The organism is Euzebya pacifica (assembly GCF_003344865.1).
Classification (GTDB): Bacteria; Actinomycetota; Nitriliruptoria; order Euzebyales; family Euzebyaceae; genus Euzebya; species Euzebya pacifica.
This window is the reverse complement of sequence record NZ_CP031165.1, coordinates 5,103,549-5,127,714: the sequence shown is the minus strand read 5'-3', so window position 1 is coordinate 5,127,714 and position 24,166 is coordinate 5,103,549. Positions and strand designations below refer to the sequence as shown.

At 69.4% G+C, this 24,166-nt stretch carries 16 protein-coding genes and 1 riboswitch; of the genes, 14 read left to right on the top strand and 2 right to left on the bottom strand.

The window, feature by feature from the left end; all coding sequences use genetic code 11:
* Positions 1–8 precede the first annotated feature (8 nt).
* From DVS28_RS22115 to DVS28_RS22095, 3 genes are all read left to right on the top strand, one after another.
* Positions 9–4,115: a DNA-directed RNA polymerase subunit beta' gene (locus DVS28_RS22115; RefSeq protein ID WP_114593393.1), complete on the top strand. Its 4,107-nt coding sequence runs from the start codon at positions 9–11 to the stop codon at positions 4,113–4,115.
* Positions 4,116–4,392: 277 nt separating this feature from the next.
* Positions 4,393–5,952, top strand: coding sequence for a DUF6777 domain-containing protein (locus DVS28_RS28670; protein ID WP_164710895.1), 1,560 nt, complete (start codon positions 4,393–4,395; stop codon positions 5,950–5,952).
* 261 nt (positions 5,953–6,213) lie between these two features.
* Entirely contained in the window at positions 6,214–7,833 is a 1,620-nt protein-coding gene (locus DVS28_RS22095) for a phospholipid carrier-dependent glycosyltransferase (RefSeq protein WP_114593390.1), read from the top strand.
* A gap of 13 nt (positions 7,834–7,846) precedes the next feature.
* Here DVS28_RS22095 and DVS28_RS22090 read toward each other — a convergent pair whose 3' ends face one another.
* Complete coding sequence (locus tag DVS28_RS22090) at positions 7,847–8,731, bottom strand: exodeoxyribonuclease III (RefSeq protein ID WP_114593389.1); 885 nt, start codon at positions 8,729–8,731, stop codon at positions 7,847–7,849.
* Positions 8,732–8,763: 32 nt separating this feature from the next.
* On the opposite strand from DVS28_RS22090, the gene DVS28_RS22085 reads away from it, so the two are divergent.
* Together DVS28_RS22085 and DVS28_RS22080 are read left to right on the top strand one after the other, a co-directional pair.
* Entirely contained in the window at positions 8,764–10,209 is a 1,446-nt protein-coding gene (locus DVS28_RS22085) for a glycosyltransferase family 87 protein (protein WP_114593388.1), read from the top strand.
* A complete protein-coding gene (locus DVS28_RS22080; protein WP_114593387.1) occupies positions 10,206–11,669 on the top strand; it encodes a glycosyltransferase 87 family protein in 1,464 nt (487 codons plus the stop codon). Before DVS28_RS22085 ends, DVS28_RS22080 begins: the two co-directional genes overlap by 4 nt.
* On the opposite strand, the gene DVS28_RS22075 is transcribed toward DVS28_RS22080, so the two are convergent.
* Positions 11,653–11,919: a hypothetical protein gene (locus DVS28_RS22075; RefSeq protein WP_114593386.1), complete on the bottom strand. Its 267-nt coding sequence runs from the start codon at positions 11,917–11,919 to the stop codon at positions 11,653–11,655. The genes DVS28_RS22080 and DVS28_RS22075 overlap by 17 nt on opposite strands.
* A gap of 88 nt (positions 11,920–12,007) precedes the next feature.
* Positions 12,008–12,202, top strand: a riboswitch (cobalamin riboswitch).
* A 54-nt stretch (positions 12,203–12,256) separates the two neighbouring features.
* Here DVS28_RS22075 and DVS28_RS22070 point away from each other — a divergent pair.
* The 9 genes from DVS28_RS22070 (at position 12,257) to fusA (ending at position 24,161) form a co-directional block, all read left to right on the top strand.
* The gene (locus DVS28_RS22070; protein ID WP_114593385.1) at positions 12,257–13,033 is read left to right on the top strand and encodes a (2Fe-2S)-binding protein; all 777 of its coding nucleotides are present in this window, start codon (positions 12,257–12,259) and stop codon (positions 13,031–13,033) included.
* On the top strand, positions 13,030–14,445 hold the full coding sequence (locus tag DVS28_RS22065; protein ID WP_114593384.1) for a cobyrinic acid a,c-diamide synthase CobB: 1,416 nt from the start codon (positions 13,030–13,032) through the stop codon (positions 14,443–14,445). Before DVS28_RS22070 ends, DVS28_RS22065 begins: the two co-directional genes overlap by 4 nt.
* On the top strand, positions 14,442–14,990 hold the full coding sequence (gene cobO / locus DVS28_RS22060; RefSeq protein ID WP_114593383.1) for a cob(I)yrinic acid a,c-diamide adenosyltransferase: 549 nt from the start codon (positions 14,442–14,444) through the stop codon (positions 14,988–14,990). Before DVS28_RS22065 ends, cobO begins: the two co-directional genes overlap by 4 nt.
* A 149-nt stretch (positions 14,991–15,139) precedes the next feature.
* Complete coding sequence (locus DVS28_RS22055; protein ID WP_114593382.1) at positions 15,140–17,794, top strand: M20/M25/M40 family metallo-hydrolase; 2,655 nt, start codon at positions 15,140–15,142, stop codon at positions 17,792–17,794.
* A 167-nt stretch (positions 17,795–17,961) separates the two neighbouring features.
* A complete protein-coding gene (locus DVS28_RS22050) occupies positions 17,962–18,885 on the top strand; it encodes a ThuA domain-containing protein (RefSeq protein ID WP_114593381.1) in 924 nt (307 codons plus the stop codon).
* Positions 18,886–18,893: 8 nt separating this feature from the next.
* On the top strand, positions 18,894–20,627 hold the full coding sequence (locus DVS28_RS22045) for a PQQ-dependent sugar dehydrogenase (protein WP_114593380.1): 1,734 nt from the start codon (positions 18,894–18,896) through the stop codon (positions 20,625–20,627).
* Positions 20,628–21,088: 461 nt separating this feature from the next.
* Positions 21,089–21,460 carry a 30S ribosomal protein S12 gene (gene rpsL, locus DVS28_RS22040; protein WP_108665827.1) on the top strand — a complete coding sequence of 124 codons (372 nt, stop codon included), beginning with the start codon at positions 21,089–21,091 and terminating at the stop codon, positions 21,458–21,460.
* A gap of 2 nt (positions 21,461–21,462) precedes the next feature.
* Positions 21,463–21,933: a 30S ribosomal protein S7 gene (gene rpsG / locus DVS28_RS22035; RefSeq protein ID WP_114593379.1), complete on the top strand. Its 471-nt coding sequence runs from the start codon at positions 21,463–21,465 to the stop codon at positions 21,931–21,933.
* Between the two features lie 74 nt (positions 21,934–22,007).
* Positions 22,008–24,161: an elongation factor G gene (fusA, locus tag DVS28_RS22030; RefSeq protein WP_114593378.1), complete on the top strand. Its 2,154-nt coding sequence runs from the start codon at positions 22,008–22,010 to the stop codon at positions 24,159–24,161.
* Positions 24,162–24,166 lie beyond the last annotated feature (5 nt).

Here is a 24,166-nt window from a genome sequence, read left to right as displayed (position 1 = left end):
GAACATTCATGTTGGATGTCAACAACTTCGACGAGCTGAAGATCTCGCTGGCCACCGAGGACCAGATCCGGATGTGGTCCAACGGTGAGGTCCGCAAGCCGGAGACGATCAACTACCGAACGCTCCGTCCCGAGAAGGACGGCCTGTTCTGCGAGAAGATCTTCGGTCCGACGCGTGACTGGGAATGCCCCTGCGGCAAGTACAAGCGTGTCCGCTTCAAGGGCATCATCTGCGAGCGCTGCGGTGTGGAGATCACCCGCTCCAAGGTCCGTCGCGAGCGCATGGGCCACATCGAGCTCGCCGCGCCCGTGACCCACATCTGGTACTTCAAGGGCGTCCCCTCGCGCTTGGGTTACCTGCTGGACATGGCGCCCAAGGACCTCGAGAAGGTCATCTACTTCGCGTCCTACATCATCACGAGCGTTGATGACGAGGGTCGCACCGAGGCCCTCCCGGAGCTGGAGAAGGAGATCCACGCCGACAAGAAGCGGCTGGAGAAGGAGCTCGAGGTCGAGGTCCACCAGCTGCAGGTGGAGCTCGAGCAGGTCCTCGCGGAGATGGAGGAGGAGGGCGCCAAGCCCGACGCCGTCAAGAAGAAGCGCCGCGAGATCGAGAAGCAGATCAAGATCGTCCGCGAACGTGCGGACGACCGCCTCGAGCGCCTCGACCAGGTCCTGGACCTGTTCCGCGGCCTCAAGGTGCAGGACCTCGTCATCGACGAGATGCTGTACCGCGACCTGCGCGACCGCTTCGGCGAGTTCTTCAACGGTGGCATGGGCGCCGAGGCGATCCGCCAGCTGCTGTCCCAGATCGACTTCGAGGCCGAGGCCGAGCACCTGCGCCAGGTCCTCGCCGACGAGGCCGAGAAGATCAAGGCCGGCAAGCGCAAGACCCGCAGCCAGAAGGCGACCCGCGCCGTCAAGCGCCTGAAGGTCGTCGAGGCGTTCCGGACCACCGGCAACGACCCGACCTCGATGGTCCTCAAGGCCGTCCCGGTCATCCCGCCGGACCTGCGTCCGATGGTGCAGCTCGACGGTGGCCGCTTCGCGACCTCCGACCTCAACGACCTGTACCGCCGCGTGATCAACCGCAACAACCGCCTCAAGCGACTGATCGACCTCGGCGCGCCCGAGATCATCGTCAACAACGAGAAGCGGATGCTGCAGGAGGCCGTCGACGCCCTGTTCGACAACGGCCGTCGTGGCCGTCCCGTCACCGGGCCGGGCAACCGTCCGCTGAAGTCCCTCTCCGACATGCTGAAGGGCAAGCAGGGCCGGTTCCGCCAGAACCTGCTCGGCAAGCGCGTGGACTACTCGGGCCGTTCGGTCATCGTGGTCGGTCCGCACCTGAAGCTGCACGAGTGCGGCCTGCCCAAGAAGATGGCGCTGGAGCTGTTCAAGCCCTTCGTCATGAAGCGGCTGGTCGACCTCAACTTCGCCCAGAACATCAAGTCCGCCAAGCGCATGGTCGAGCGCCAGCGCAGCCAGGTCTGGGACGTGCTCGAGGAGGTCATCTCCGACCACCCCGTGATGCTGAACCGTGCGCCCACGCTGCACCGCCTCGGCATCCAGGCCTTCATCCCCAAGCTCGTCGAGGGCAAGGCCATCCAGGTCCACCCGCTGGTCTGCTCGGCGTTCAACGCCGACTTCGACGGTGACCAGATGGCGGTCCACGTGCCGCTGTCGGCCGAGGCGCAGGCGGAAGCCCGCATCCTCATGCTGTCGGCCAACAACATCCTGTCGCCGGCCAACGGGCGTCCGCTCGCCACGCCGACCCAGGACATGGTGCTGGGTGCCTACTACCTGACCTTCGCCTTCGGGTCCCACGAGTGGGTCACGTCCCCCGAGCCCGGCTTCCTCGACAAGGTCCGGGACGGCAAGGTGAACATCCCCTCCTTCAGCGGCGCACCCGAGGCCATCATGGCCCTCGACATGCGCGAGGTGACCCTGCAGGACTGGTGCCTGACCCGCGTCCGCGACAAGGTCGTCCGTGAGGACTCCTTCTTCGACGAGGTCGACACCGACATCCACGAGGTCGTCGGCGAGGAGCAGGCGACCGAGTGGGTCTACGACGGCAGGGGCAAGCTCAAGACCGACGCCGACGGCAACCCCGTCCAGGTCGAGAAGACCTACCGGCTGATCCACGTGTCCCCCAAGGGCGCGCGCATCGTCACCACCGTCGGTCGCGTCCTGTTCAACGAGATCTTCCCGGTGCGCATGCCGTTCAAGAACGAGCTGGTCACCAAGAAGGGCCTGGCCAACCTGGTCAACCGTTGCGCCGACGACTTCCCCCAGTGGGAGACCGCGGTGGTCCTGGACCGGATGAAGGACATCGGCTTCACCTTCTCCTCCCGCGCTGGTGTGACCGTCTCCATCGACGACGTCACCCCTCCGCCCATCAAGGAGGAGCTGGTCCTCAAGGCCGATGCGGCCGCTGCGGAGGTCGAGGCCCGGTTCGAGAAGGGTCGTCTGGCCGCCGACGACCGTCGCCAGGCGCTGATCGAGATCTGGACCGACACCAAGGAGCAGGTCCAGAACGCGATGGCGGAGAACTTCGCCACCAAGGAGCGGACCAACCCCATCTGGATGATGGCGCACTCCGGTGCCCGTGGGTCCATGGGTCAGCTGGTGCAGATCGCCGGTATGCGTGGTCTGGTGGCCAACCCGCGCGGTGAGATCATCGAGCGGCCGATCAAGTCCAACTTCCGTGAGGGCCTGTCGGTCCTGGAGTACTTCATCTCCACGCATGGTGCCCGAAAGGGCCTGGCCGACACGGCGCTGCGTACGGCGGACTCGGGTTACCTGACCCGTCGACTGGTCGACATCGCCCAGGACCTGATCATCCGGACCGAGGACTGTGGCGTGCAGCGCGGCATCCCGGTGCGGGTGGGCGAGCGCGACAGCCAGGTGCTGTTCGGTCGCATCGTGGCCCAGGACATCATGTTCCCGGGTACCGAGGACGTCCTGGTCGAGGCCGGTACGGAGATCGCCGACGGTCAGATCCGGGCGCTGCGCTCGGTGCTGGTCAAGGGCGAGCACCCCGACACCGGTGACAAGCTGGACCCCCAGCCCACCGAGGCCGACCGCAACATCCGCGTGTTCAGCGTGCTGAACTGCGAGGCCGAGGTCGGCGTCTGCGTCAAGTGCTACGGCCGTGCGCTGGCCGAGGGTCGCCAGGTCCAGATCGGTGAAGCGGTCGGCATCGTCGCCGCCCAGTCGATCGGTGAGCCCGGTACCCAGCTGACCATGCGTACCTTCCACTCCGGTGGCGTCGCGGGTGAGGACATCACCCACGGTCTGCCGCGTGTCGTCGAGCTGTTCGAGGCCCGGTCCCCCAAGGGCAAGGCCGAGATCGCTCCCGTGTCCGGCTCGCTCAAGATCGAGATGGGCGACAAGGGCATGGACCTGCACATCGACCCGGGCAACGACGAGGACATCGTGACCATCACGGTGTCCACGCGTGCCCGCCTGACCACGGGTACCGAGGACGGCACCCAGGTCAAGGTCGGCCAGCAGCTGACCGAGGGGTCCATCGACCCCCACGAGATGCTGGAGATCCTGGGCGCCCGCGAGACCCAGCGGCTGCTGGTGACCGAGGTCCAGGAGGTCTACCGGTCCCAGGGTGTGTCCATCCACGACAAGCACATCGAGCTCATCGTTCGCCAGATGCTGCGTCGCGTGAACATCATCGAGCCCGGCGACACCGACTTCCTGCCGGGTGAGCTGGTGGACCGCCTCAAGTTCGCCAAGGGCAACCGTGCGGCGCTCGACGAGGGCTTGCAGCCGGCGAACGGCCGCCAGGTCCTCATGGGCATCACGAAGGCCTCGCTGGCCACCGACTCGTGGCTGTCCGCCGCGTCCTTCCAGGAGACGACCCGTGTCCTGACCGAGGCCGCGATCGAGGGCAAGTCCGACAGCCTGAACGGGCTGAAGGAGAACGTCATCATCGGAAAGCTGATCCCGGCTGGTACCGGTCTGCGTCGCTACCGCGAGGTCACGGCCGTGCCCACCGAGATGCCCCAGCAGATCCTCCCTGCCGACCTGCTCGACAGCTTCGGCGAGGGCGGCGACTGGGACGTCGAAGAAGGCTGGTCGATGGGCGAGGGCGCGTACTAACCCAAACCCAGCCAGAAGAACACCGGACGGCCGGCCCCAATGGGGCCGGCCGTTCCGCGTTCGAGTCCCTCTCGTGGCGGGCTAGTCACTTGTAGTCAGGAAGGATGAAATCACTTCTGGCAATCACACGCAGCGACGGCGTTGGGTAGCGTCCATGACTCGACTCCCCTCGAGCCAGGCGGGATGAGGATTCGAGTCGGTTGCGGCTGGCCGCTCGGGCCGGTCGGTGGTTGCGTGCGTCCGCATCGACCGGACGCTGGAAGGCAGGGACAGCTCGATGGATCCGAATCAGCCTCCACAGCCGGGGTACGGGAATCAGCCGCCGAACGGTGGGCAGCAGCCGCCGCCGGGGTACGGCGACCAGTCGTCGTACGGGAACCAGCCGCCGCCGGGGTACGGCAACCAGTCGCCGTACGGTGGGCAGCCGCCGCAGCCGGGGTACGGCGGGCAGGCCCCGTACGGCGCGCCGCCACCGGAGAAGGGCGGCAAGGCCGGGAAGATCGTGCTGGGGGTGGTCGTGGCGCTAGGCCTGGTGGCGGCCGGCGTGTTCGTCCCCCGGCTGCTGTCGGACGACGACGCCGACGTCGCGCTCGCCGGGGAGGGGTTGGAGGTGTTCCTGGAGCCGGCCGAGGACATGGGGGAGGACCCCTTCAGCGACGCACCGCTGTCGCCGCCCCCCGATCCCGCGTTCGCCAAGCCCCCCGCACCGACCATCTCGGTCGTCGATCCCCCTGCACAGGCGGTCTCGAGCAACCGTGGCGGCGAGCCGGGGCTGTACGGCGGGACCCGGGACAGCGCGTCGTGCGACGCGGCACAGCTCGTGGCCTTCCTCCAGGCCAACCCGGAGAAGGCCGCGGCCTGGGTCGGGGCGCTGAACGCCGACCCGGAGCTCAGCTGGCCGGCCGGCTCGCTGGCCGTGGGCGACATCGGTGCGTACGTCGAGACGTTGACGCCGATCCTCCTGGCCCGTGACACACGCGTGACCAACCATGGCTTCCGCAACGGGACGGCGAACCGCATCCAGTCGGTGCTCCAGCGCGGAACCGCCGTGCTGGTGGACGACAAGGGTGTCCCCCGGGTGAAGTGTGCGTGCGGCAACCCGCTGATCCCCCCGCAGGCAGCGGAGCCGCGCTACAGGGGACGTGTGTGGCCCGACTTCGACCCGGCCGTGATCATCGTGGTCCAGCCGGCGCCCGTGGTGATCAACAACTTCATCCTGGTCGACATCAACACCGGGGTCCCGTTCCAACGTCCCGCTGGCCCTGACGGCCACCAGAACGACACCGACGCACCACCCGGGACGACGATCCCGCCCATCCCCGGCCTGCCGACGCCGCCCCCCGTGGTGGCCTCGGCCGCGCCGACGGCGACCCCAGCGCCGACAACCCCCCCGGCCCCCACGGCCTCGAGCGCACCGGCACCGGCGCCTGCTCCGGCACCTGCTCCTCCTCCTGCGCCTGCCCCGGCTCCTGCGCCTGCGCCTGCCCCGGCACCCGCGCCTGCTCCGGCACCTGCTCCGCCGCCGCCCCCACCGCCTGCGCCAGCACCGGCGCCTGCTGCACCGGCACCAGCACCGCCGCCACCCGCTTCCTCGAGCTCGATGATCAGGCTGCAGGAAACGCAGCGTGACCCCGACGGCACCGTCACGTGGGACATCTTCCTGACGGGGTACCCGCCCAACAGCCAGGTCACGGTCTCGTGCAGCGACTCGGTCGACGGCGTCTTCTACAGCGACACCCTGACGATGGACGCCAACGGCGAGAACAACTTCTTCTGCTTCACACGCAATCCGGGCTTCACCGTCAGCGACGACCGGGGCAACAGCACCAGCGCCTGACCCCTGGACGGAATCGCCTCCAGGTCTGCGCACTGCGGTGCAGCTTGGAGGCGATTCCGTCCGTTCGGCCCCATGAACACGCGGGTTCGTGAGCTGGGTCGAGGCGATTCCATCCCATCGGTGAGGCGATTCCGTCCGGCGGTGGGACGTGTGCGGCTCGAGTGACGGGGTGGCTGTCGGCTACGGATCGTGGACGGTTACTGAACCGATGGACAAGTGTCACAAAAGAGTCTTTGCGCTCGGCTCTTTAACGTTTCACCGATGCGCAGTCGAACGGGGGTCCGTCTCGCCACGGGGTTCACCGTGGTGCTAGCTGCGGCGCTTCGGTTGCCGGGGCTGCTGGCGTCGCTTCCACTGACCCAGCCCGACGAACCAACGGTCATGTCCAGGGCCCAGCTCGTCCTTGAGGGGACGTTCGTCCCGCCGGCGTTCGACTGGCCGCTCGGCTCGTCGATCGTGGCGGCGGCCGGCATTCGGCTGGGTGAGGCCCTCGGCGTCGTCGACCGGGCTGGTTCGGTGGCTGATGTCTACGGCTGGACTCGCATCCTCTTCGTGATCGTCGCCCTGGGCGTCGTCGCAGTCACGGGCCTGCTGGGCGCAGCCGTTGGGCGTCGGGCAGCACCGGTGGCCGCTTGGGTGGCGGGGGCGGTCGTGGCGACTGGCTTCGTGATGGTCCGGTCCGCGCGCATGATCGTGCCGGACCAGCTGCAGGTGCTGTTCGTCCTGCTCGCCCTGCTCGCCGTGGTGGCGGCGGGGCAGCGTGACCGCCTCCGCGACCGGTTGCTCCTGTGGTCGGCCGCCGCCCTGTCCGCCGGTGCCGCTGGCGGCATGAAGTACCTCGGCATCACCGTCGTGGTCGTGCCGATGCTGGCCGTCATGCTGGAGGAGGGCCTGGACTGGCCCCGTCGACTCCTGGCCGCAGAGGGCCTGCTGCTGCTGTCGCTCGTCGCGTTCGTGGTGTCCACCGGGGGGTCGGTGATCAGTCGGGACTTCGTCGACGGGTTCCTGTGGCAGGTCGACCACCAGGCCAGCGGGCACCTGGGCTACGACCACGGCGGCCCCACGTGGTGGCACCACCTGACCGTCACCCTGCCGGGCAGCAACGGCTGGCTGGTCACCGGGCTGCTCGTCACCGGCGTCGGGTGGGGGGCCTGGCGCGGCAACCGGGCGACGAAGCTCGTCACCGCGTACGCCGTCGGGCTGTTCGCGGTCATCGGGCTGTCCCGCATCGTCTTCCCCCACTACGTCATCGTCGTCGTGCCGGTCCTCGCCGCGCTGACGGGCGGGATGGCCGCCGACGTCGCCGACTGGACGTGGCGTCGATGGCAGGGACGGGAACGTCGTCTCGACACGGCCGCTGCGGTGCTGGCCCTGGTGCTGGTTGCGGCAGTCGTGCCGTCCGCCGCCGACGGGCTGCGACTGCTCCGGGCCGGGCATGCCCCCGACACCCGAGATGCCTTCCCCGAGATGTTGCACGAGGCGCTCGCGGTCGAGGGGCTGGTGGACGCGCCGATCTGGACGGAGTCCTACACCGGCATCAGCGCCGCTGCTGCCGAGGCCACCGGCGGCCGGCTGGTGTTCGGGTTCGGCACGACGCCGGAGATCCTCGAGTGCAGGTGCGTTGCGGTCATCTCCACCTACATGGAGCAGCGGTACACCGTGGATCCGGTCACCGCGCCGGTCTACACCGCGATGCGGGCCCGTGGTCGGTTGCTGCTGGACCACCAGCCGGGCATCCCCCTCACCTACCGCTGGGACCTGTTGCCGAGCTGGGGGATCGGCGGGGTGCCGCTGCGGGGACCGGTGCCGGCGCTCGGGCCGGGCATGACCGTGCTGGACCTGACCGAGCCACGTGGTGCGGAGGTCGACCCCGATGCGTGACCTGACCCGCCCATCACATCAGCCCGAGCTGCTCGGGCTGGGCGTCGCCCGTGGTTCGCTGCGCCACCACCCCGGCGGGATCGTCGGTGGCGGAGGGACCCGGCTGCAGCTCGAGGTCGAGCTCGGCCAGCAGCGGTGCGTGGTCGGAGGGCTTGCTCTCCGGCACCCGCGTGGGCTTGCGGAACTCCCGGTCGATCCACGCCGCCGTCGCGGTGTCGGCGATCTCGCGGCTGGCCAGCAGGAAGTCGATCCGCAGCCCGTACCCCTTGTGGAAGGCCCCGCCGCGGTAGTCCCACCAGCTGTAGCCGGTGTCGTCGGGATACAGGGCGCGGAACACGTCGGAGTAGCCGGCCTCGAGGAGGCCGCGGAACCGCCGGCGCTCGGGGTCGGTGGCATGCGTACCGCCGTGCAGCGCGGCGGGATCCCACACGTCGAGGTCGGTCGGGCAGACGTTCATGTCCCCGCCCACAACAACCGGACCGGCGGCGGCGAGGGCGGCCATGCGATCGCTCATGGCCTCGAGGAACACGAGCTTGCTGGCGTACTGGGGCGAGTCGACCCGCTGGCCGTTGGGGACGTAGACGCTGACCACGGTGATGCCGCCGACGGTCGCCTCGACCCAACGCGCCTGATCGGGGTCGGGTTCCCCGTGGAGGCCCACGGTGACGTCGTCGACGCCGAGGTCGGCCCGGCCGAGCACCGCCACACCCGCCCAGCGGCCGCCGGACTGGTCAGCGGCCAGGTAGCCGGCCTCGGCCAGCTCGGCGTGGGGAAACGCGTGGGGAGAGGACTTGGTCTCCTGCAACAGCACGACGTCGGGGCGGTGCTCCTCCAGCAGCGCGAGCACCCGGGGCAACCGGGCGCCGAGCGAGTTGACGTTGTAGGTGACCAGGCGCATCGCGCCTCAGGCTATCGGCAGGCGAGCAGAACATGATCCGTGACCTCCTCTTCTACGGCGCCGGGGTGCCCCGCTTCGTGTTCATCTGGCTGCTGGTCACCCCGGCGATGATCTGGCTGGCGCGTGCCGCCGGCCTCCGCGGGCGACGGCTGGCGTTGCTCGTCGCCACGACCCTGCCGACGTTCGGACTGCACTCCGCCGCCGTTCCCGGGATGACCTCGTTCGTCGTTCGATGGTCGGTGACCTTGCTGACCCTCCTGGCGCTGTTGGTCCTGCTGACCGATGTCGCTCGCGGAGGGCTGCGCCCACCGGCGGCCGCAGGGGAGTGGACGCACCGCCGTGTCCCGGCCGTACCGGTGACCCTCGCCATCGTGCTGGGCACCATCGCGATCCGCGCGGTGTGGGCGTGGGTGGATCCGGGCATCGCCGACATCCCGCAGGCCAGCGAGTACGCCGCCCGACAGGTCCTCGACGGCCTCAACCCCTACCTCGAACCCAACCTCTACACCTACGCGCCGGTCTACCAGTACCCAGCGGGCACCATCCTGTGGCACCTGCCGTTCGTCGCGCTGGTCCCCGACGGTGTCGTCCTGGGTGAGTCCTTCATCGCCGCCCGGCTGGCGGCATGGGCGATGGATGCCCTCGCCGTCGCCCTGCTCTGCGTCGCCGGATGGGCAGCCTCTGGCCGGACCAGCACCGTTCCGGTCCTCTCGCTGCTGCCCGCGGTGGTGTACGGGCTCAACGCCACGCTTGTACGCGAGGTGGGCCTGACCGGTGCCAATGACGTGCTGATGGCCGTGCTCGTGGCGACGTCGGTGTGGTTGCTCGCCGACGGTCGCCGCCCGTCGATGGCTGCGCTGCTCTGGGGGCTTGCGGTGGCCGTCAAGTTGCCCGCGCTGGTCCTCGCGCCGTTGTTCCTCGGGCGCGCCGGGTGGCGACCGGTCGTGCTTGCCGGCGGCGCGGCTCTTGCGCTGCAGGTTCCCTTCTTCGTCTTCCCGCACCTCGGGCTGCACGGGTTGGCCGCCCTGGCCGAGCCGGCGGCCCGACCCGACCCCTACGTCGTGATGCAGAACAGCGTGTGGTGGCCTGTCTACGCCGTGCGGGGTGTCGAACCGTGGCTGGTCAGCACCCTCGGCCGGGGGGTCGTGCTGGTCGGCCTGGGCATCACCGCGTGGGGAGCCTGGTCGGTTCGACGACTCCGCTCCGGGCCAGAGCTCGGCGAGCGGCTCCTCGCGGTTGCCGGACTGTCCCTCGTCGCCATGTTCCTGCTGGCTCCGCAGTGGCGGGTGAACTTCCAGAGCTGGGGGGTCCCCGCCGCCATCGTCGTGGCCATCGGGGGGATCCACCGTGACGGGAACGTCCAACCCTCCAGCGGAGGCGACCGCGTCGCTGGACAGGTTCCGCGGCCCCCGCCGCAGCGTCCCGTGAGGACCCGGTTCGACGGCATGCCCACCGAGAAGATGCAGAGGACCCGATGAGCGTCTCCCTCCAACGCCACCCCCAGGTCCCGCCACCTCCAGGGGCCGACCTCGTCCGGCCACGTCTGCTGCAACCCACGGGTTTGCTGTGGGCGGCGGTCGTCGTGGCGGTCGTCGGTCACGCGGTGCTCTGGGCCGGGCCGTTCAGGGAGGGGCAGAGCGCAGGGCCCTACTGGACCGTTGTTGTGGCAGCGCTGGCCATCACCGTCCCGCTGGCGGCCATGGCCGTCGCCGATCTTCGCGTGGGCCGCCTGCGTGGGGCGGGCCTTCGCTCACGGACCGTGGTGGCTGCATCGACGGTGCTGCTGCTGGGGCTGATGGTCGTCCAGGTCGTCGTGGGTGGTCCCGACGACACCGACCTTCAGGTCTACCAGCGACAGGGCGCGGCGTTGATCGACACGGGTGGGCTGCCCGTCGAGCAACCGGCGGAGTATCCACCGCTCGGCGTCGTCGTCTTCGGCTTCGCAACGTTGCTCGAGCGCGCGTTGCCCATCGGCTTCGGTGTGGCAGTCGGCCTGCTGCTGGGTGCCCTGTGGATCGGCACGATCGCCGTGCTGGTCAGGCGGGTCGAACCGTGGGCGGTCGCCGTGATGGTGCTGTGGCCGACCATCACGTTGTTCGTGCTGATCCGCTACGACGCCATGCCCACAGCGTTCCTCGTCGCCGGGCTGGCAGTCGCTGCCGGGGTGACGGCATCCACCGGGGAGGACACGCGACGGGACAGCATCGGTGCGGGCCTGCTGCTCGGCCTCGGCGCGGCCGCCAAGTGGACCCCGGGCCTGGCCGCCGTGGTCCTGGCCGTCGGGTGGTGGCGGGCCGGCCGGCGGAGGACAGCCGCGTGGTTCGCGGCCGCAACTGCCGCCGGGTTCCTGCTACCGCATATGCCCTTCCTCCTGACCGCGGAGCAACGAGGCGCGGTGCTCGACGCCTATCGATTCCATGCGGTCCGGGAGCTGACTGCTGAATCCTTCCCGTTCCTGCCCCTTCACCTGTTGGGGTTCGCACCACAACCCGACCGTCCGTGGGTCGGCGTCGAAGGACTCGACCCCGCGGTGTCGTGGGTGCCGACCGCCTTGCTGGTGCTGGCCCTCCTCGGTCCGATCGGAGCGGCGTGGTGGGCACCGGACCGAGTGATCGGCTGGGCACTGCTCGCACCGTTGGCGTTCATGCTGGGCAACCGCATCTACTCGCCGCAGTTCGTCCTGACCTTCGCGGCGCTGTGGGCCTTCGGGATCGGTCACCACCGGGCGGCAACCACCCGGCAACGACTGGCCGTGGTAGGGGCTGCCGGCGCTGCCGCCACCATCGGTTGGGGGATCTGGCCCAACTTCGTGGACTACTGGCTCCCGCTGTCGTGGGCCCTGTTCGCCACGATGATCGCGTTGACCGTGGTGGCGGTGCGCTGGGCGCCAGTCGACAAGGGACGACACGAGCACCCCTCGCTCACTCGGGCTCGGTGACGCAGACGTCGGAGTCGGGCACGACGACGGGGGCGGCCTCGCGGGTGGTGGTGAAGATGCCCGTCCCGTCCACGCACAGGATGGAGATGTTGGGGTAGGCATCGGCGTTGCGGATGATCATCGCGCTGTCGGGATCGACGGCGCGCACACCCTCCAGGTCGCGGGTGGCCTCGCACGAGGCGGCCAGCAGCAACGGGAGGGCGACCACGAGGGCCAGGCGCAGGGTCGTTCGGCGGGACGTGCTGGTCATGACTTGCCTCCAGGAAGCGGCGGGGTCGGCTGGTCTGGACGCTACGCCTCCCGGGTCGACCGATGCGTCCCGGCCCGGTCGTTAGGCTCGACCCGAACCGTGCTACGGTCCGCGTCGCTCGAATGCTGCAGTGCACGGGAAGCCGGTGAGAATCCGGCGCTGTCGTCGCAACTGTGACCAGGGAGCGTCCCGCCAACCAGACCACTGGACCTCGTGTCCGGGAAGGCCGGCGACGACGTGTCGATCTGGCAGCCAGGAGACCGGCTGCAGCGCAGAGCCCGATCATCCGCGACCGACGGAGAGGAGGGCCGCGCGGCCGCTGCCGCTCGACCGCCCGATGACCCACACCCCCGCCCACCCTGCCGTGGCCACCGTGCTGGCCGACTGCGCCACCACGTGGATGCCCGTCCTGCTCGGCCACCCGCCGACCGACCCGGACGCCAACGGCACCTGGTTCCCCTTCACCACCCTGGTCGAGGAGCAACGGCTGGCCCGACGGGTCCAGGAGATGACCCCCGACTACGACGGCCTGGCCGACGTCGCCACGGCGTTCCTCGCCAGCCGGTTCGCCTCGCCGCTGGCCCTCCTCGCCGGCGCCCCCGTGCACCAGCACGGCGTCGCGGTCGCCTATGACATCGACGACCTGTGGCTGCGACGCAGCCCCCGCGGCTGGTTCAACGGCATCGCCCTGACCGACGCGGTGCTGGACAGCACGGACACCGCTGCCCCCCGCGCGGTCGCGCACTACCGACCCGTCGTCGAACGCCTCCGTCGCGTCGGCAAGCTCGGAAACCGCGCGATGTGGGGACAGCTCGCCGATGCCCTGGCCACCACCGCCGGCCACGCCCACGACGCCAGCGGTGACGCCGAGGCCGCCATCGAGGGCAGCGCGCGGCTCCTGCAGTCGGCCGAACCGCCGCTGTGGGGCAACCCGGTGTTCGAGCGGATCGAGGCCGGCGGTGCGGTCGGGCTGGCGTGGCGTCGTAGCTCGTGCTGCCTGGCCTACCGCTGCGAACGCTACGAGCTGTGCACCGGCTGCCCGCTGACCCCGACGGAGGAGTGGCGCGCGAAGTCCATCGCCTCGGTCACCCAACGCGCCGGATCCCACGCATGAGCGCCTCGATCCCGACCGTCGTCGTCGCGGGGACCGCCTCCGGTGTCGGCAAGACCTCCGTCGCCACCGGCCTGATGGCGGCACTCCGGGCGGCCGGCCACGTCGTGCAGGGCAGCAAGGTCGGCCCCGACTACATCGACCCCAGCTACCACGCGCTGGCCACCGGTCGGCCCGCCCGCAACCTCGACGTGTGGCTCAGCGGCGAGGACCTGATCGCCCCGCTCGCCCGCCACGGCGCGGCCGGGGCAGACATCACCGTGGTGGAGGGGGTGATGGGTCTGTTCGACGGCAAGTCCCCGACCGAGCTGACCGCCTCCACCGCCCACGTCGCCGGCCTCCTCGGTGCGCCGGTCCTGCTGGTGGTCGACGCCGGCGCCATGGCACGTTCGGCCGCGGCCATCGTGCACGGGTTCGCCACGTTCGACCCCGGCACCCGCCTTGCCGGTGTGGTCCTCAACCGCGTCGGCTCGCCCGGCCACGGCGACCTGCTGCGTCGCGCGATCGAACCGACCGGGGTCGAGGTCGTGGGGGTCCTCCCGCGCATGGACGACCTGGCCACCCCGTCGCGGCACCTCGGGTTGGTGCCGGTGGACGAACGGCTCGAGGAGGCCGAGCGCACCGTTGCAGCGCTGGGGGAGTGGGTCGGGGCCCACCTCGACCTCGACGCCGTGATGCGGCTGGCCCGGACCGCCGAGGTGCCCGACGTACCGGCATGGTCCCCGAATCCAGTCGAACCCAGCCACGAGCCCCCGGTCGGGATCGCCATCGCCGGCGGCCAGGCCTTCTCCTTCCGCTACACCGAGAACCTCGAGCTGTTGGAGGCGGCCGGCGCGACCCTCCTCCGGTTCGACCCGCTGCACGACACGGCCCTGCCCGCGGGCACCGATGCGGTCTACCTGGGCGGCGGCTTCCCCGAGGTCCACGCCGAGGCGCTGGCCGCCAACACGGCGCTGCTCGCGGAGATCCGTGCCCATGCCGATGCCGGTCGGCCCGTCGTGGGCGAGTGCGGTGGCCTCCTCTACCTCTGCCACGACCTCGACGGCACGCGCCAGGCAGATGTGCTGCCCGTCTCGGCAACCATGGATGCACCGCTGACGCTGGGCTACCGGCAGGCGACCGCCGCAACGGACTCGATCCTGTGGCGCCACGGCGAGGTCGTCACCGCCCACGAGTTCCACCGCACGGTCACCGACCCGCCCGCCGGTACGCCCCTGGATGACACGGAGGGTGAGGAGGGGCCGCACGCGGCATGGCGTGTGGACGACTGTGTCGAGGGGTTCGTCGACGGGTCGGTCCATGCCTCCTACCTGCACACCCACTGGGCGGCGTACCCGCAGGCGGCCGCCCGCCTCGTCGCCGCCGCCCGTACGAGCCGTCCGACCCCAACCCCCATCGCACAGGAGCCAGCATGAGTCGCCGATCAACCCCCCTCCTCCTCGTCAACACCGGACACGGCAAGGGCAAGTCCTCCTCGTCCTTCGGGGTGCTCAACCGCGCTTGGCACCAGGGCTGGCGGTGCGGCGTGTACCAGTTCGTCAAGTCCGGCAAGTGGAAGATCGGGGAGCGCGTCGCGGCCGAGACGCTGTCGGCATCGGAGGTCGGCGGCACCATCGACTGGTTCTCCGTCGGAGACGGCTGGACCTGGACCAGCCGTGACCTCGAGGAGTCCGCCGACCTCGCCCGGGAGGGCTGGGAGGAGGTCAAGCGACGCATCGCCGACGAGACCTACGACTTCCTGCTCCTCGACGAGTTCACCTACCCCATGACGTTCGGATGGGTCGACACCGCCGAGGTCATCGAGGTGCTGCGAACCCGCCCCGGCCACCAGCACGTCTTCATCACTGGGCGTGACGCGCCCGCGGAGCTCGTCGAGCTGGCCGACCTGGTCAGCGAGGTCACCAAGGTCAAGCACCCCTTCGACGCCGGCATCAAGGCGCAGCCCGGTATCGAATGGTGAACGTCCGGTTCCGATGCCGCGAACGGTCGATGACGGTTGTCCGACAACGGTCGTAGGGCTAGTGTCCCCGCGCATTGGAATCAACCGACGGGGTGGACAGGGGCGGCGCCAGCTGTGGTGTGCGCCCGCACCCCCGTGAAAGGGATGTAATGACTGCACGTCATTCTCGCTGGGGAGTGTTCTCCAGCGCTGCAACTGCGGTGTTCCTCGTCCTCGCGCTCGGCCTGGCAGTCCTGCCGGCCAGCGCGATCGAGGTCATCGACTCCGGCGACACCGTGCCGGCGATCCGCCTGCTGGGCGACAGCCGCTTCGAGACGGCCGCCGACATCGCGACCGACGACAGCGCCCAGGCCGCCGAGTTCGAGACCGGCACCGTGATCGTCGCCCTCGGCGACAACTTCCCCGACGCCCTGGCGGCCACCTACGCCGCGGGCCTCGAGGAGGCACCGATCCTGCTGGCACAGACCACCGACCTGCCGGCCGCCACCACCTCCGCGCTCGAGGAGCTCGCCCCCGAGCGGATCCTCCTCATCGGTGGCACCGCTGCGGTGAACGCCGACGTCGAGGCCGAGCTGGCCACCCACGGCGAGGTCACCCGCGTTGCCGGTACCAACCGCGACGAGACCGCGCTGGAGGTCGCCCGCCTGGGTGACGCCGACGCCGACGGCACGCTGGACAACGGCGCCACCACCGCCATCGTCGCCAGCTCCGGCGACTTCGTCGGTGCCGTCGTCGCCGGTCCGGTCAGCGCTGCTGCCGGCTGGCCCCTGATCCTGACCAACCCCGACGAGCTGTCGCCCGCCGCCAGCACGGCAATCACCGAGCTGGGCATCACCGACGTCATCGTCGCCGGTGGTCCCGCCTACGTCTCCAACGACGTCGCGGGTGCCCTGACCGCCCTCGACGGCGTCTCGGTCTCGCGCATCCTCGGCGCCTCGCCGGGCCTGCTGTCGGCCCAGATGGCCCGCTTCGCGGAGTCCGAGCTAGGCTTCACCTCCGGCCACGCCAACATCGCGACCGGCGAGGACTTCGCCGACGCCCTGGCCATCGGCGCCCACGCTGCCCTGGACCACGACGGTCCCTCCCCGGTCCTGCTGACCGAGGGTGACGAGCTGGGCGAGCACGCGACCGCCTACCTGACCGAGCGCGCGACCTGTGCGGTCCGCAACATCCACATCGCCGGCGGCACCGCAGCGGTGTCCGACGAGGTCGTCGAGGCCGCACGCGCCGCCGCCACCCGCGCCGAGGCGTGCACCGACAGCGAGATCGTCGTTGCCCGCGCCGACGTCAACGGCGGCATGGAGGTCCTCGAGGCCTTCCAGGCGATCGCCGACTCCGTCGCCACCGGCACCCGCCAGGAGGGCGAGGAGCTCATCGGCAACCGCGCTTCGGGCACCGAGGGCTACGACCTGTCGGTGGACTACGTCCTCGGCGAGCTGGAGGACACCGGCTTCGAGGTGACCACCCAGGAGTTCGCCTTCTCGCTGTTCGAGGAGCTCGAGCCCACCGTCGTCGCCATCGACGGTGAGGAGCTGACCGAGGAGCAGGCATCGATCATGAGCTACTCCGGCTCCGGTGACGTCACCGGTGTCACCGAGCTGGTCGACGCCGACCTCGGCGCCGGCAACCCCGGTACCGGCGAGGCCAACGACGGCGACTCCGACTCGGGTTGCGAGATCGAGGACTTCGACGGCTTCACCGAAGGCAACATCGCGCTGATCCAGCGTGGTGGCTGCGCCTTCGCCGTGAAGGCCGCCAACGCCCTCGAGGCCGGCGCTGCTGCCGCGATCGTGTTCAACCAGGGCTCCGACGAGGGCACTCAGGACGTCGTCCTCGGCACCCTCGGCGGCGAGGTCGACCCCGACTTCGTCTCCATCGGTATGGACTTCGCCACCGGCCTGGCGCTGGCCGGGGACCCCGACGCGGAGGTCACCATCGAGGCGACCACCGCGGTCACCCCGCAGACCAGCTCCAACGTCATCGCCGACTGGCCGGGGACCGACCCCGACAACGTCGTCATGGTCGGGGCGCACCTCGACAGCGTCCCGGAGGGTCCGGGCATCAACGACAACGGCTCCGGCAGCGCGGCGATCCTCGAGGTCGCCCGTGAGATCGCGGCCAACGACATCGTGACCGAGAACACCGTGCGCTTCGCATGGTGGGGCGCGGAGGAGAGCGGCCTGGTCGGGTCGGACTCCTACGTCTTCGGTGACGGCGACATGCTGGAGGGCATCAGCGACGAGGAGTACGAGCGGATCAAGCTCTACCTCAACTTCGACATGGTGGCCTCGCCCAACTTCATGCGCGGCGTCTACGACGGTGACGGCGATGCCTTCGAGCTCGAGGGTCCCCCGGGCTCGGATGACATCGAGACCGCCTTCGAGGACTTCTTCGAGTCCATCGGTGTGCCGTCGGTCCCGACGGAGTTCAGCGGTCGCTCGGACTACCAGGCGTTCATCAGCGTCGGCATCCCGGCCGGTGGCCTGTTCACCGGTGCGGAGGGTGTGAAGACCGAGGAAGAGGCCGAGCTGTTCGGCGGTGCCGCAGGCGTTGCCTACGACCCCTGCTACCACGCGGCCTGCGACGACATCGACAACCTGGACCTGGGTGTCTTCGGTGACAACATCGGGGCGATCGCCTCGGTGACGATGCAGTACGCCAACTCCCTGGACGGCATCCCCGCCCGTGACACCGGCGAGTCCTTCGCGGCGGCTGCCGCGGCGCACGACGCCTCCGTGCACGTCGGCTTCGACGCCGACCACGCCCACGGCCACGGCGACTACAACAACCGGTTCGCCAGCTAGCCGCTGACCGACCGAGTACACGGCCCGGCCGTGACAGCACCCGCTGTCACGGCCGGGCCACTTTCGTCTCCCGAGGTTTGTTGGATTGTTGGCCAAACTCGGCAGGAACCGGAGCACGCGCTGTCGAAGCCAACTTCCGCGCATCCCGCGCCAGAGAAGGAGCCGACATGTCACGCACGTCCCCCGCCAACCGGTCACGCTTGCCCCTGTGGGCGTTGACCGCCGTCCTCGCCCTCGCCATGGGGGTGGTGCCCTCGACGGCATCACTCGCCGACGACGACGTCGACCCCACGCGGGTGCTGGTCTACAGCGGCACCCAGGCGTACCGTCACGGGTCGATCGAGCACGGCAACGCCATCCTGGCGGATCTGGCGACCCGCACCGAGGCGTTCACCGTCCAGTTCACCGAGGACCCCGCCGACCTCTCCGTCGACACCCTTTCCGGCTACGACCTGGTGCTGTTCAACAGCCCGAGCGGACAGCGAACCGGGTTCCTCGACTGGCCGGCGCACGTCTGCACGGCCACCGGTGTGCTGTGTGACCGCGCTCCCCTCGACGATGCGCAGCGCACGGCGTTCATCAACTGGGTGGGCTGTGGTGGCGGCGTCGTCGGCATCCACCAGGCCATGGACGCCTGGCACGACTGGCCGGAGTGGGACGAGCTCGTCGGCATGGTCTTCTTCAGCCACTTCCAGGCAGCCGAGGCGGAGGTCTTCGTCACCGCGGACCACCCGACCGTCACGGCGTTCGGCGGCCAGGGCGACTCCTTCCTCCTCTACGACGAGCACTACACCTTCCTCGACGGCGAGGGTCCCGAGGACCTCTCCTCCGACGTCGAGGTCGTGCTCGGCATCGGCGAGTTCACCGACCCGGGCACCGAGCTGCGCCAGGGCGCCTTCTACGGGGACCGCGGTGCCCTCGCCTGGACGTCGACGTTCCGTGGCCAGAACCGGACGTTCATGACCAACCTCGGCCACCACACCGAGACCTGGGACATGCCCGAGTACCAGGAGCACCTGCTGGCCGGCATCGCCCATGTCGCCGAGGTGCGCCCGGACCCGGCCTGCGTCACCGCCCTCGGGAACAGCTGAGGTCCGTGATGTCGCGAACGCGCCCCTCCGACCTCGTCCACCTCCTGGCCGTCGCCGTCCTCGGCGTCGCCCTGCTCGCCGTGCCGGCGTCCGCCCAGTCCTCCAGCGTGGCGTTCGAGGACGCGGACCTGCGCTACGACGTCGTGTACTCCGCGGAGCTGAACGGCCACTTCGCCGGTGCCACCGCGGTGCGATCGGCACCGACCGCGCTGGACGTCGCGCCCGACGGCCGGGTCTTCTTCACCGAGATCAACGGTGCGGTCCGGGCCCTCGACCCCGACAGCGGTGACGTCGCGACGCTCGGCGTGCTGTTCACCAATGGCGATCAGTGCCGGGGCTGCCCCGAACCCGCCATCGGCGAGGGCGGCATCCACGGCTTCGCGCTCGCCCCGGACTTCGCCGACACCGGCCACCTCTACATCTCCTACGCCGTCGCCAACTCCAGCTGTGATGTGCCGGACAACATCGCCGGCTCCCTCACCACCGCAGGAGAGTCAAACGCTGGCTGCTACCACCTGTCGCGCTTCACCGTTGGCAACGACGTCCTCGGCAACGAGGTGCTCGACACCAGCAGCGAGGACGTCATCCTCACCTGGCCGTTCTCCCGCTTCCCCCGAGTGGTCAACGGCCAGCCCGTGGGCACCGTCAACACCGGCCACGCCTTCCGTACCTCGGCCCACCACGGTGGCGGTATCGAGGTCCTGCCCGACGGGTCGATCGCCGTCACCGTCGGCGACCACACCGACCCCGAGGCCTCCGGGGGCTACGGCCCACGCGACTCCCGCCCGGAGTTCTGGTGGCAGAACGCCGAGCGGACCGCCCAGAACCCGGCCGATCGACGCGGCAAGCTGCTGCGGGTCATGCCCGACGGGTCGGTGCCGGTCGACAACCCGTTCGTGGGGCAGGTCGGGGAGTACGCCTTCGGTGAGGGCACGGTCGAGTACGACCCCTTCATCCTCGCCATGGGCATGCGGAACCCCTACCGCCTGGCCGCGGACCCCGTGACGGGCACCGTCTACTCCGGACAGGTCGGGCCGGACGCCCGCGTCGCGGACCCCCAGCGCGGGCCGGCTGGTGTGGAGGAGCTCAACGTCGTGGGTCGCACGGCCTGCGCTGACGGTACGGACCCGTGTCCCTACGAACCCTTCAACGGCGGGTATCCGCGTTGTATCGGGCCCAACCGGCCCTACATCGACTACGACTACACCACGGGGGCCAGCACCGGCGTGCCCTTGAGCTGTGACGGGTTCGACGAACCCGACCTGTGGTACCCGCTGGTCACCGAGCCGTCCGACCAGTGGCCCCAGCTGCAGGTCGGGTCCGGCAGCACGATCCTGCCGGCGGAGGTCTACCGTTCGGACGCGCCGGATGCGCTGGTCGACCTGCAGGGGGACCTGCTGCTGTTCGACTGGAGCCGTGGCTGGCTGGCAACCATCCCGGTGGAGGCCGACGGCCAGCTCGACGTGGCCACCGACGCCGTGGACGTGATCGCGACCGGGTTCAGCGGGCCCATCGACGCGGCGGTGGCCCCCGACGGGTCGGTGTACGTGCTGGAGTACGGCACCTACGGATCGGTGCGAACCCAGATGGGACGCATCGCCTGCGCCAGCTGTACCCCCGCGTCGGTGACGGACCACGTCCCGCTCCCCGAGACCGCGGCAGCGAGCCTGACGCCCTGGGTCGTGGTCGCGGCGTTGGGCCTCTCGCTGTTCGGCCTGCGTCGGGGACGCGACGTGATCTGACCCGCAACGGCCTGGCGCCGCCGTCGTTCCGGGGGAAATCGGCGGCGCCGACACGGCCATTCGGACGTCCTGTTGGTTGACACCACGCGGGGCAGGGCCTACTCTCTTGGATCCGCGCCCGGGTTCCGGGCGTGTCTGTGTGTGACTGCCGAGCACGGCACGACCGCCGCAAGCTCAAGTACGAGTCCCACAACACCGGCGCAACCGCTGGCCCAGAGCCACGGTGCAGTGATGCAGCCGCTATCAGGCCCACTGCAGCCAACACATTCCCCACTCAAAGATCACCCACGCCCGTCGGGTCACGGTGATCGCTGCGCCACGACACGGCGCACCACATACGAAACGCCCGACTGCGTGAGTCGGACGAACAAGACCTGCCGAGCCCTCGGGCCCGGCTTTCCCCACAAGTCCGACCTCCAGAACGCATTCGGTCGGAGACGCACGCTCGAACGAGGAAGCTCATGCCCACCATTCAGCAGCTGGTCCGCAAGGGCCGGCAAGCGAAGACGGACAAGGCCAAGACTCCCGCGCTGAAGGGTTCGCCCCAGCGCCGTGGTGTCTGCACCCGCGTGTACACCACGACCCCGAAGAAGCCGAACTCGGCCCTTCGCAAGGTCTGCCGTGTCCGCCTGTCCTCCGGTATCGAGGTCACGGCCTACATCCCCGGTGAGGGTCACAACCTCCAGGAGCACTCCATCGTGCTGGTCCGTGGTGGTCGTGTGAAGGACCTCCCCGGTGTCCGTTACAAGGTCATCCGCGCGGCGCTGGACGCCAGTGGTGTCCGTGACCGCAAGCAGGCCCGTTCCAAGTACGGCGCGAAGAAGGAAGGCTAGACATGCCTCGCAAGGGTCCCGCCCCGAAGCGCAAGACCGTCGCCGACCCGAAGTACCACTCGGTCGGTGTCACCCAGCTCATCAACCGTGTGATGAACGACGGCAAGCGCTCCACCGCCGAGAAGATCGTCTACGACGCGTTCGAGGGCATCCGCGAGCGCACCGGCGCCGACCCCGTCCAGGTCTTCAAGAAGGCCCTGGAGAACGTCTCCCCGGCCCTCGAGGTGAAGTCCCGCCGTGTCGGTGGCGCCACCTACCAGGTCCCGATCGACGTCAAGCCCGCCCGTGCCAACACCCTGGCGCTTCGCTGGCTCGTGACCTTCGCCCGCAACCGTCGTGAGAAGAGCATGTCCGAGCGACTCACCAACGAGCTGCTGGACGCCTCCAACAACATCGGCGCCGCAGTCAAGCGTCGCGAGGACACCCACAAGATGGCCGAGGCCAACAAGGCCTTCGCCCACTACCGCTGGTAGCCCGGGCAACCCCCGGAACACCGACGAACCTCCGGTTCGACTGACACCCTCAACACACCGAAGGCAGCAACGCAATGGCGAAGCGAACTCACCCCCTCGGCAAGGTCCGCAACATCGGGATCATGGCGCACATCGACGCGGGCAAGACCACGACGACCGAGCGCATCCTCTTCTACACCGGCAAGAACTACAAGATCGGTGAGGTCCACGACGGCGGCGCCACGATGGACTGGATGGAGCAGGAGCAGGAGCGTGGCATCACGATCACGTCCGCTGCGACGACCTGTTCCTGGAACGACCACGTCATCAACATCATCGACACCCCCGGCCACGTCGACTTCACCGTCGAGGTCGAGCGCAGCCTGCGCGTGCTGGACGGTGCCGTCGCGGTGTTCGACGCCGCCACCGGTGTGGAGCCCCAGTCGGAGACCGTCTGGCGCCAGGCCGACAAGTACAACGTCCCGCGCATCTGCTTCATGAACAAGATGGACAAGATGGGTGCGGACTTCCTCATGGCGGTCGGCACCATCGAGGAGCGCCTCGGTGCCAAGCCGGTTCCGATGCAGATCCCGATCGGTGCGGAGTCCAACTTCGTCGGCATCGTCGACCTGATCGACATGGAGGCCCGCGTCTGGGAGGGCTCCGGTGACGACCACGGCGCCAAGTTCGAGACCATCGAGATCCCCGAGGACATCAAGGACGTCTGCGAGGAGTACCGCGCCAAGCTGGTCGAGGCCGTCGCCGAGTCCGACGAGTCGCTGCTCGAGACCTACCTCGAAGAGGGCGACCTGACGACCGAGCAGATGATGCCCGCCATCCGTGCGGCCACCATCAAGGGCGAGTTCATCCCCGTCTACTGCGGCTCGGCGTTCAAGAACAAGGGCGTCCAGATGCTGCTGGACGCGGTCGTGTCCTTCCTGCCGTCCCCCAAGGACGTTGCCTCGGTCCAGGGCACCGACCCCAAGACCGGTGAGAAGATCACCCGCGAGGCCTCCGAGGACGCGCCGTTCAGCGCCCTGGCCTTCAAGATCATGACCGACCCCTTCGTCGGAAAGCTGACCTACTTCCGGGTGTACTCCGGCCAGGTCGAGCAGGGCACGTCGGCCATCAACTCCACCAAGGACAAGAAGGAGCGGTTCGGCCGCATCCTGCAGATGCACGCCAACTCCCGTGAGGACCGCGAAGCGGCATTCACCGGCGACATCGCCGCCGCGGTGGGCATGAAGCACACCACGACCGGTGACACCCTCTGCGACCCGGACAACCCGGTGATCCTGGAGTCGATGACCTTCGACAAGCCGGTCATCCACATCGCCATCGAGCCCAAGACCAAGGCCGACCAGCAGAAGATGGGCACCGGCCTGCAGAAGCTGGCGGAAGAGGACCCGACCTTCACCGTCCACACCGACGAGGAGTCCGGCCAGACCATCATCGGTGGCATGGGCGAGCTCCACCTCGACATCATCGTCGACCGCCTGCGTCGCGAGTTCAAGGTCGAGGCCAACATCGGCAAGCCCCAGGTCGCCTACCGCGAGACCATCACCAAGCCGGTCGAGGGCCACCTGCTGCGCTTCAAGCGCCAGACCGGTGGTTCGGGCCAGTTCGCCGAGGTCGTCATCTCGCTGTACCCCACTGGCGCCTTCGCCCCCGAGGACGAGCGCCGCGTGGTGGTCGACGAGGACGGCAAGGAGACCGGCGAGGTCGGCGGTTACGAGTTCGACGACCAGATCAAGGGTGGAGCGATCCCCCGCGAGTACATCAGCTCCGTCGACAAGGGCATCCGCGACGCGATGGAGGGCGGCATCATGGCCGGCTATCCCCTCGTGGACGTGCGTGCCAGCCTGACCGACGGTTCCTACCACGACGTCGACTCCTCGGAGATGGCGTTCAAGATCGCCGGTTCCATGGCGCTCAAGGAGGCCGCCAAGAAGGGCAAGGCCGTCCTGCTCGAGCCGGTCATGGACGTCGAGGTCGTCACCCCAGAGGACTACATGGGTGACGTCATCGGTGACCTCAACGCTCGCCGTGGACAGGTCAGCTCCATGACCGCCCGCGGTGCCGCCCAGGTCGTCTCGGCCCGGGTTCCCCTGAGCGAGATGTTCGGCTACGTCGGCGACCTGCGGTCCAAGACCCAGGGTCGCGCCACCTACACGATGCAGTTCTCCGGCTACGAGCAGGTCCCGGGCCAGCTCGCTGAGGAGATCGTCGCCAAGGTTCGCGGCGAGTAGCCGCC

What these genes read in the sequence shown, in the direction of transcription:
- DVS28_RS22115 (WP_114593393.1), top strand. Translation starts at nt 9, where the DNA reads ATGTTGGATGTCAACAACTTCGACGAGCTGAAGATCTCGCTGGCCACC.
- DVS28_RS28670 (WP_164710895.1), top strand. Translation starts at nt 4,393, where the DNA reads ATGGATCCGAATCAGCCTCCACAGCCGGGGTACGGGAATCAGCCGCCG.
- DVS28_RS22095 (WP_114593390.1), top strand. Translation starts at nt 6,214, where the DNA reads ATGCGCAGTCGAACGGGGGTCCGTCTCGCCACGGGGTTCACCGTGGTG.
- DVS28_RS22090 (WP_114593389.1), bottom strand. Translation starts at nt 8,731, where the DNA reads ATGCGCCTGGTCACCTACAACGTCAACTCGCTCGGCGCCCGGTTGCCC.
- DVS28_RS22085 (WP_114593388.1), top strand. Translation starts at nt 8,764, where the DNA reads ATGATCCGTGACCTCCTCTTCTACGGCGCCGGGGTGCCCCGCTTCGTG.
- DVS28_RS22080 (WP_114593387.1), top strand. Translation starts at nt 10,206, where the DNA reads ATGAGCGTCTCCCTCCAACGCCACCCCCAGGTCCCGCCACCTCCAGGG.
- DVS28_RS22075 (WP_114593386.1), bottom strand. Translation starts at nt 11,919, where the DNA reads ATGACCAGCACGTCCCGCCGAACGACCCTGCGCCTGGCCCTCGTGGTC.
- DVS28_RS22070 (WP_114593385.1), top strand. Translation starts at nt 12,257, where the DNA reads ATGACCCACACCCCCGCCCACCCTGCCGTGGCCACCGTGCTGGCCGAC.
- DVS28_RS22065 (WP_114593384.1), top strand. Translation starts at nt 13,030, where the DNA reads ATGAGCGCCTCGATCCCGACCGTCGTCGTCGCGGGGACCGCCTCCGGT.
- cobO (WP_114593383.1), top strand. Translation starts at nt 14,442, where the DNA reads ATGAGTCGCCGATCAACCCCCCTCCTCCTCGTCAACACCGGACACGGC.
- DVS28_RS22055 (WP_114593382.1), top strand. Translation starts at nt 15,140, where the DNA reads ATGACTGCACGTCATTCTCGCTGGGGAGTGTTCTCCAGCGCTGCAACT.
- DVS28_RS22050 (WP_114593381.1), top strand. Translation starts at nt 17,962, where the DNA reads ATGTCACGCACGTCCCCCGCCAACCGGTCACGCTTGCCCCTGTGGGCG.
- DVS28_RS22045 (WP_114593380.1), top strand. Translation starts at nt 18,894, where the DNA reads ATGTCGCGAACGCGCCCCTCCGACCTCGTCCACCTCCTGGCCGTCGCC.
- rpsL (WP_108665827.1), top strand. Translation starts at nt 21,089, where the DNA reads ATGCCCACCATTCAGCAGCTGGTCCGCAAGGGCCGGCAAGCGAAGACG.
- rpsG (WP_114593379.1), top strand. Translation starts at nt 21,463, where the DNA reads ATGCCTCGCAAGGGTCCCGCCCCGAAGCGCAAGACCGTCGCCGACCCG.
- fusA (WP_114593378.1), top strand. Translation starts at nt 22,008, where the DNA reads ATGGCGAAGCGAACTCACCCCCTCGGCAAGGTCCGCAACATCGGGATC.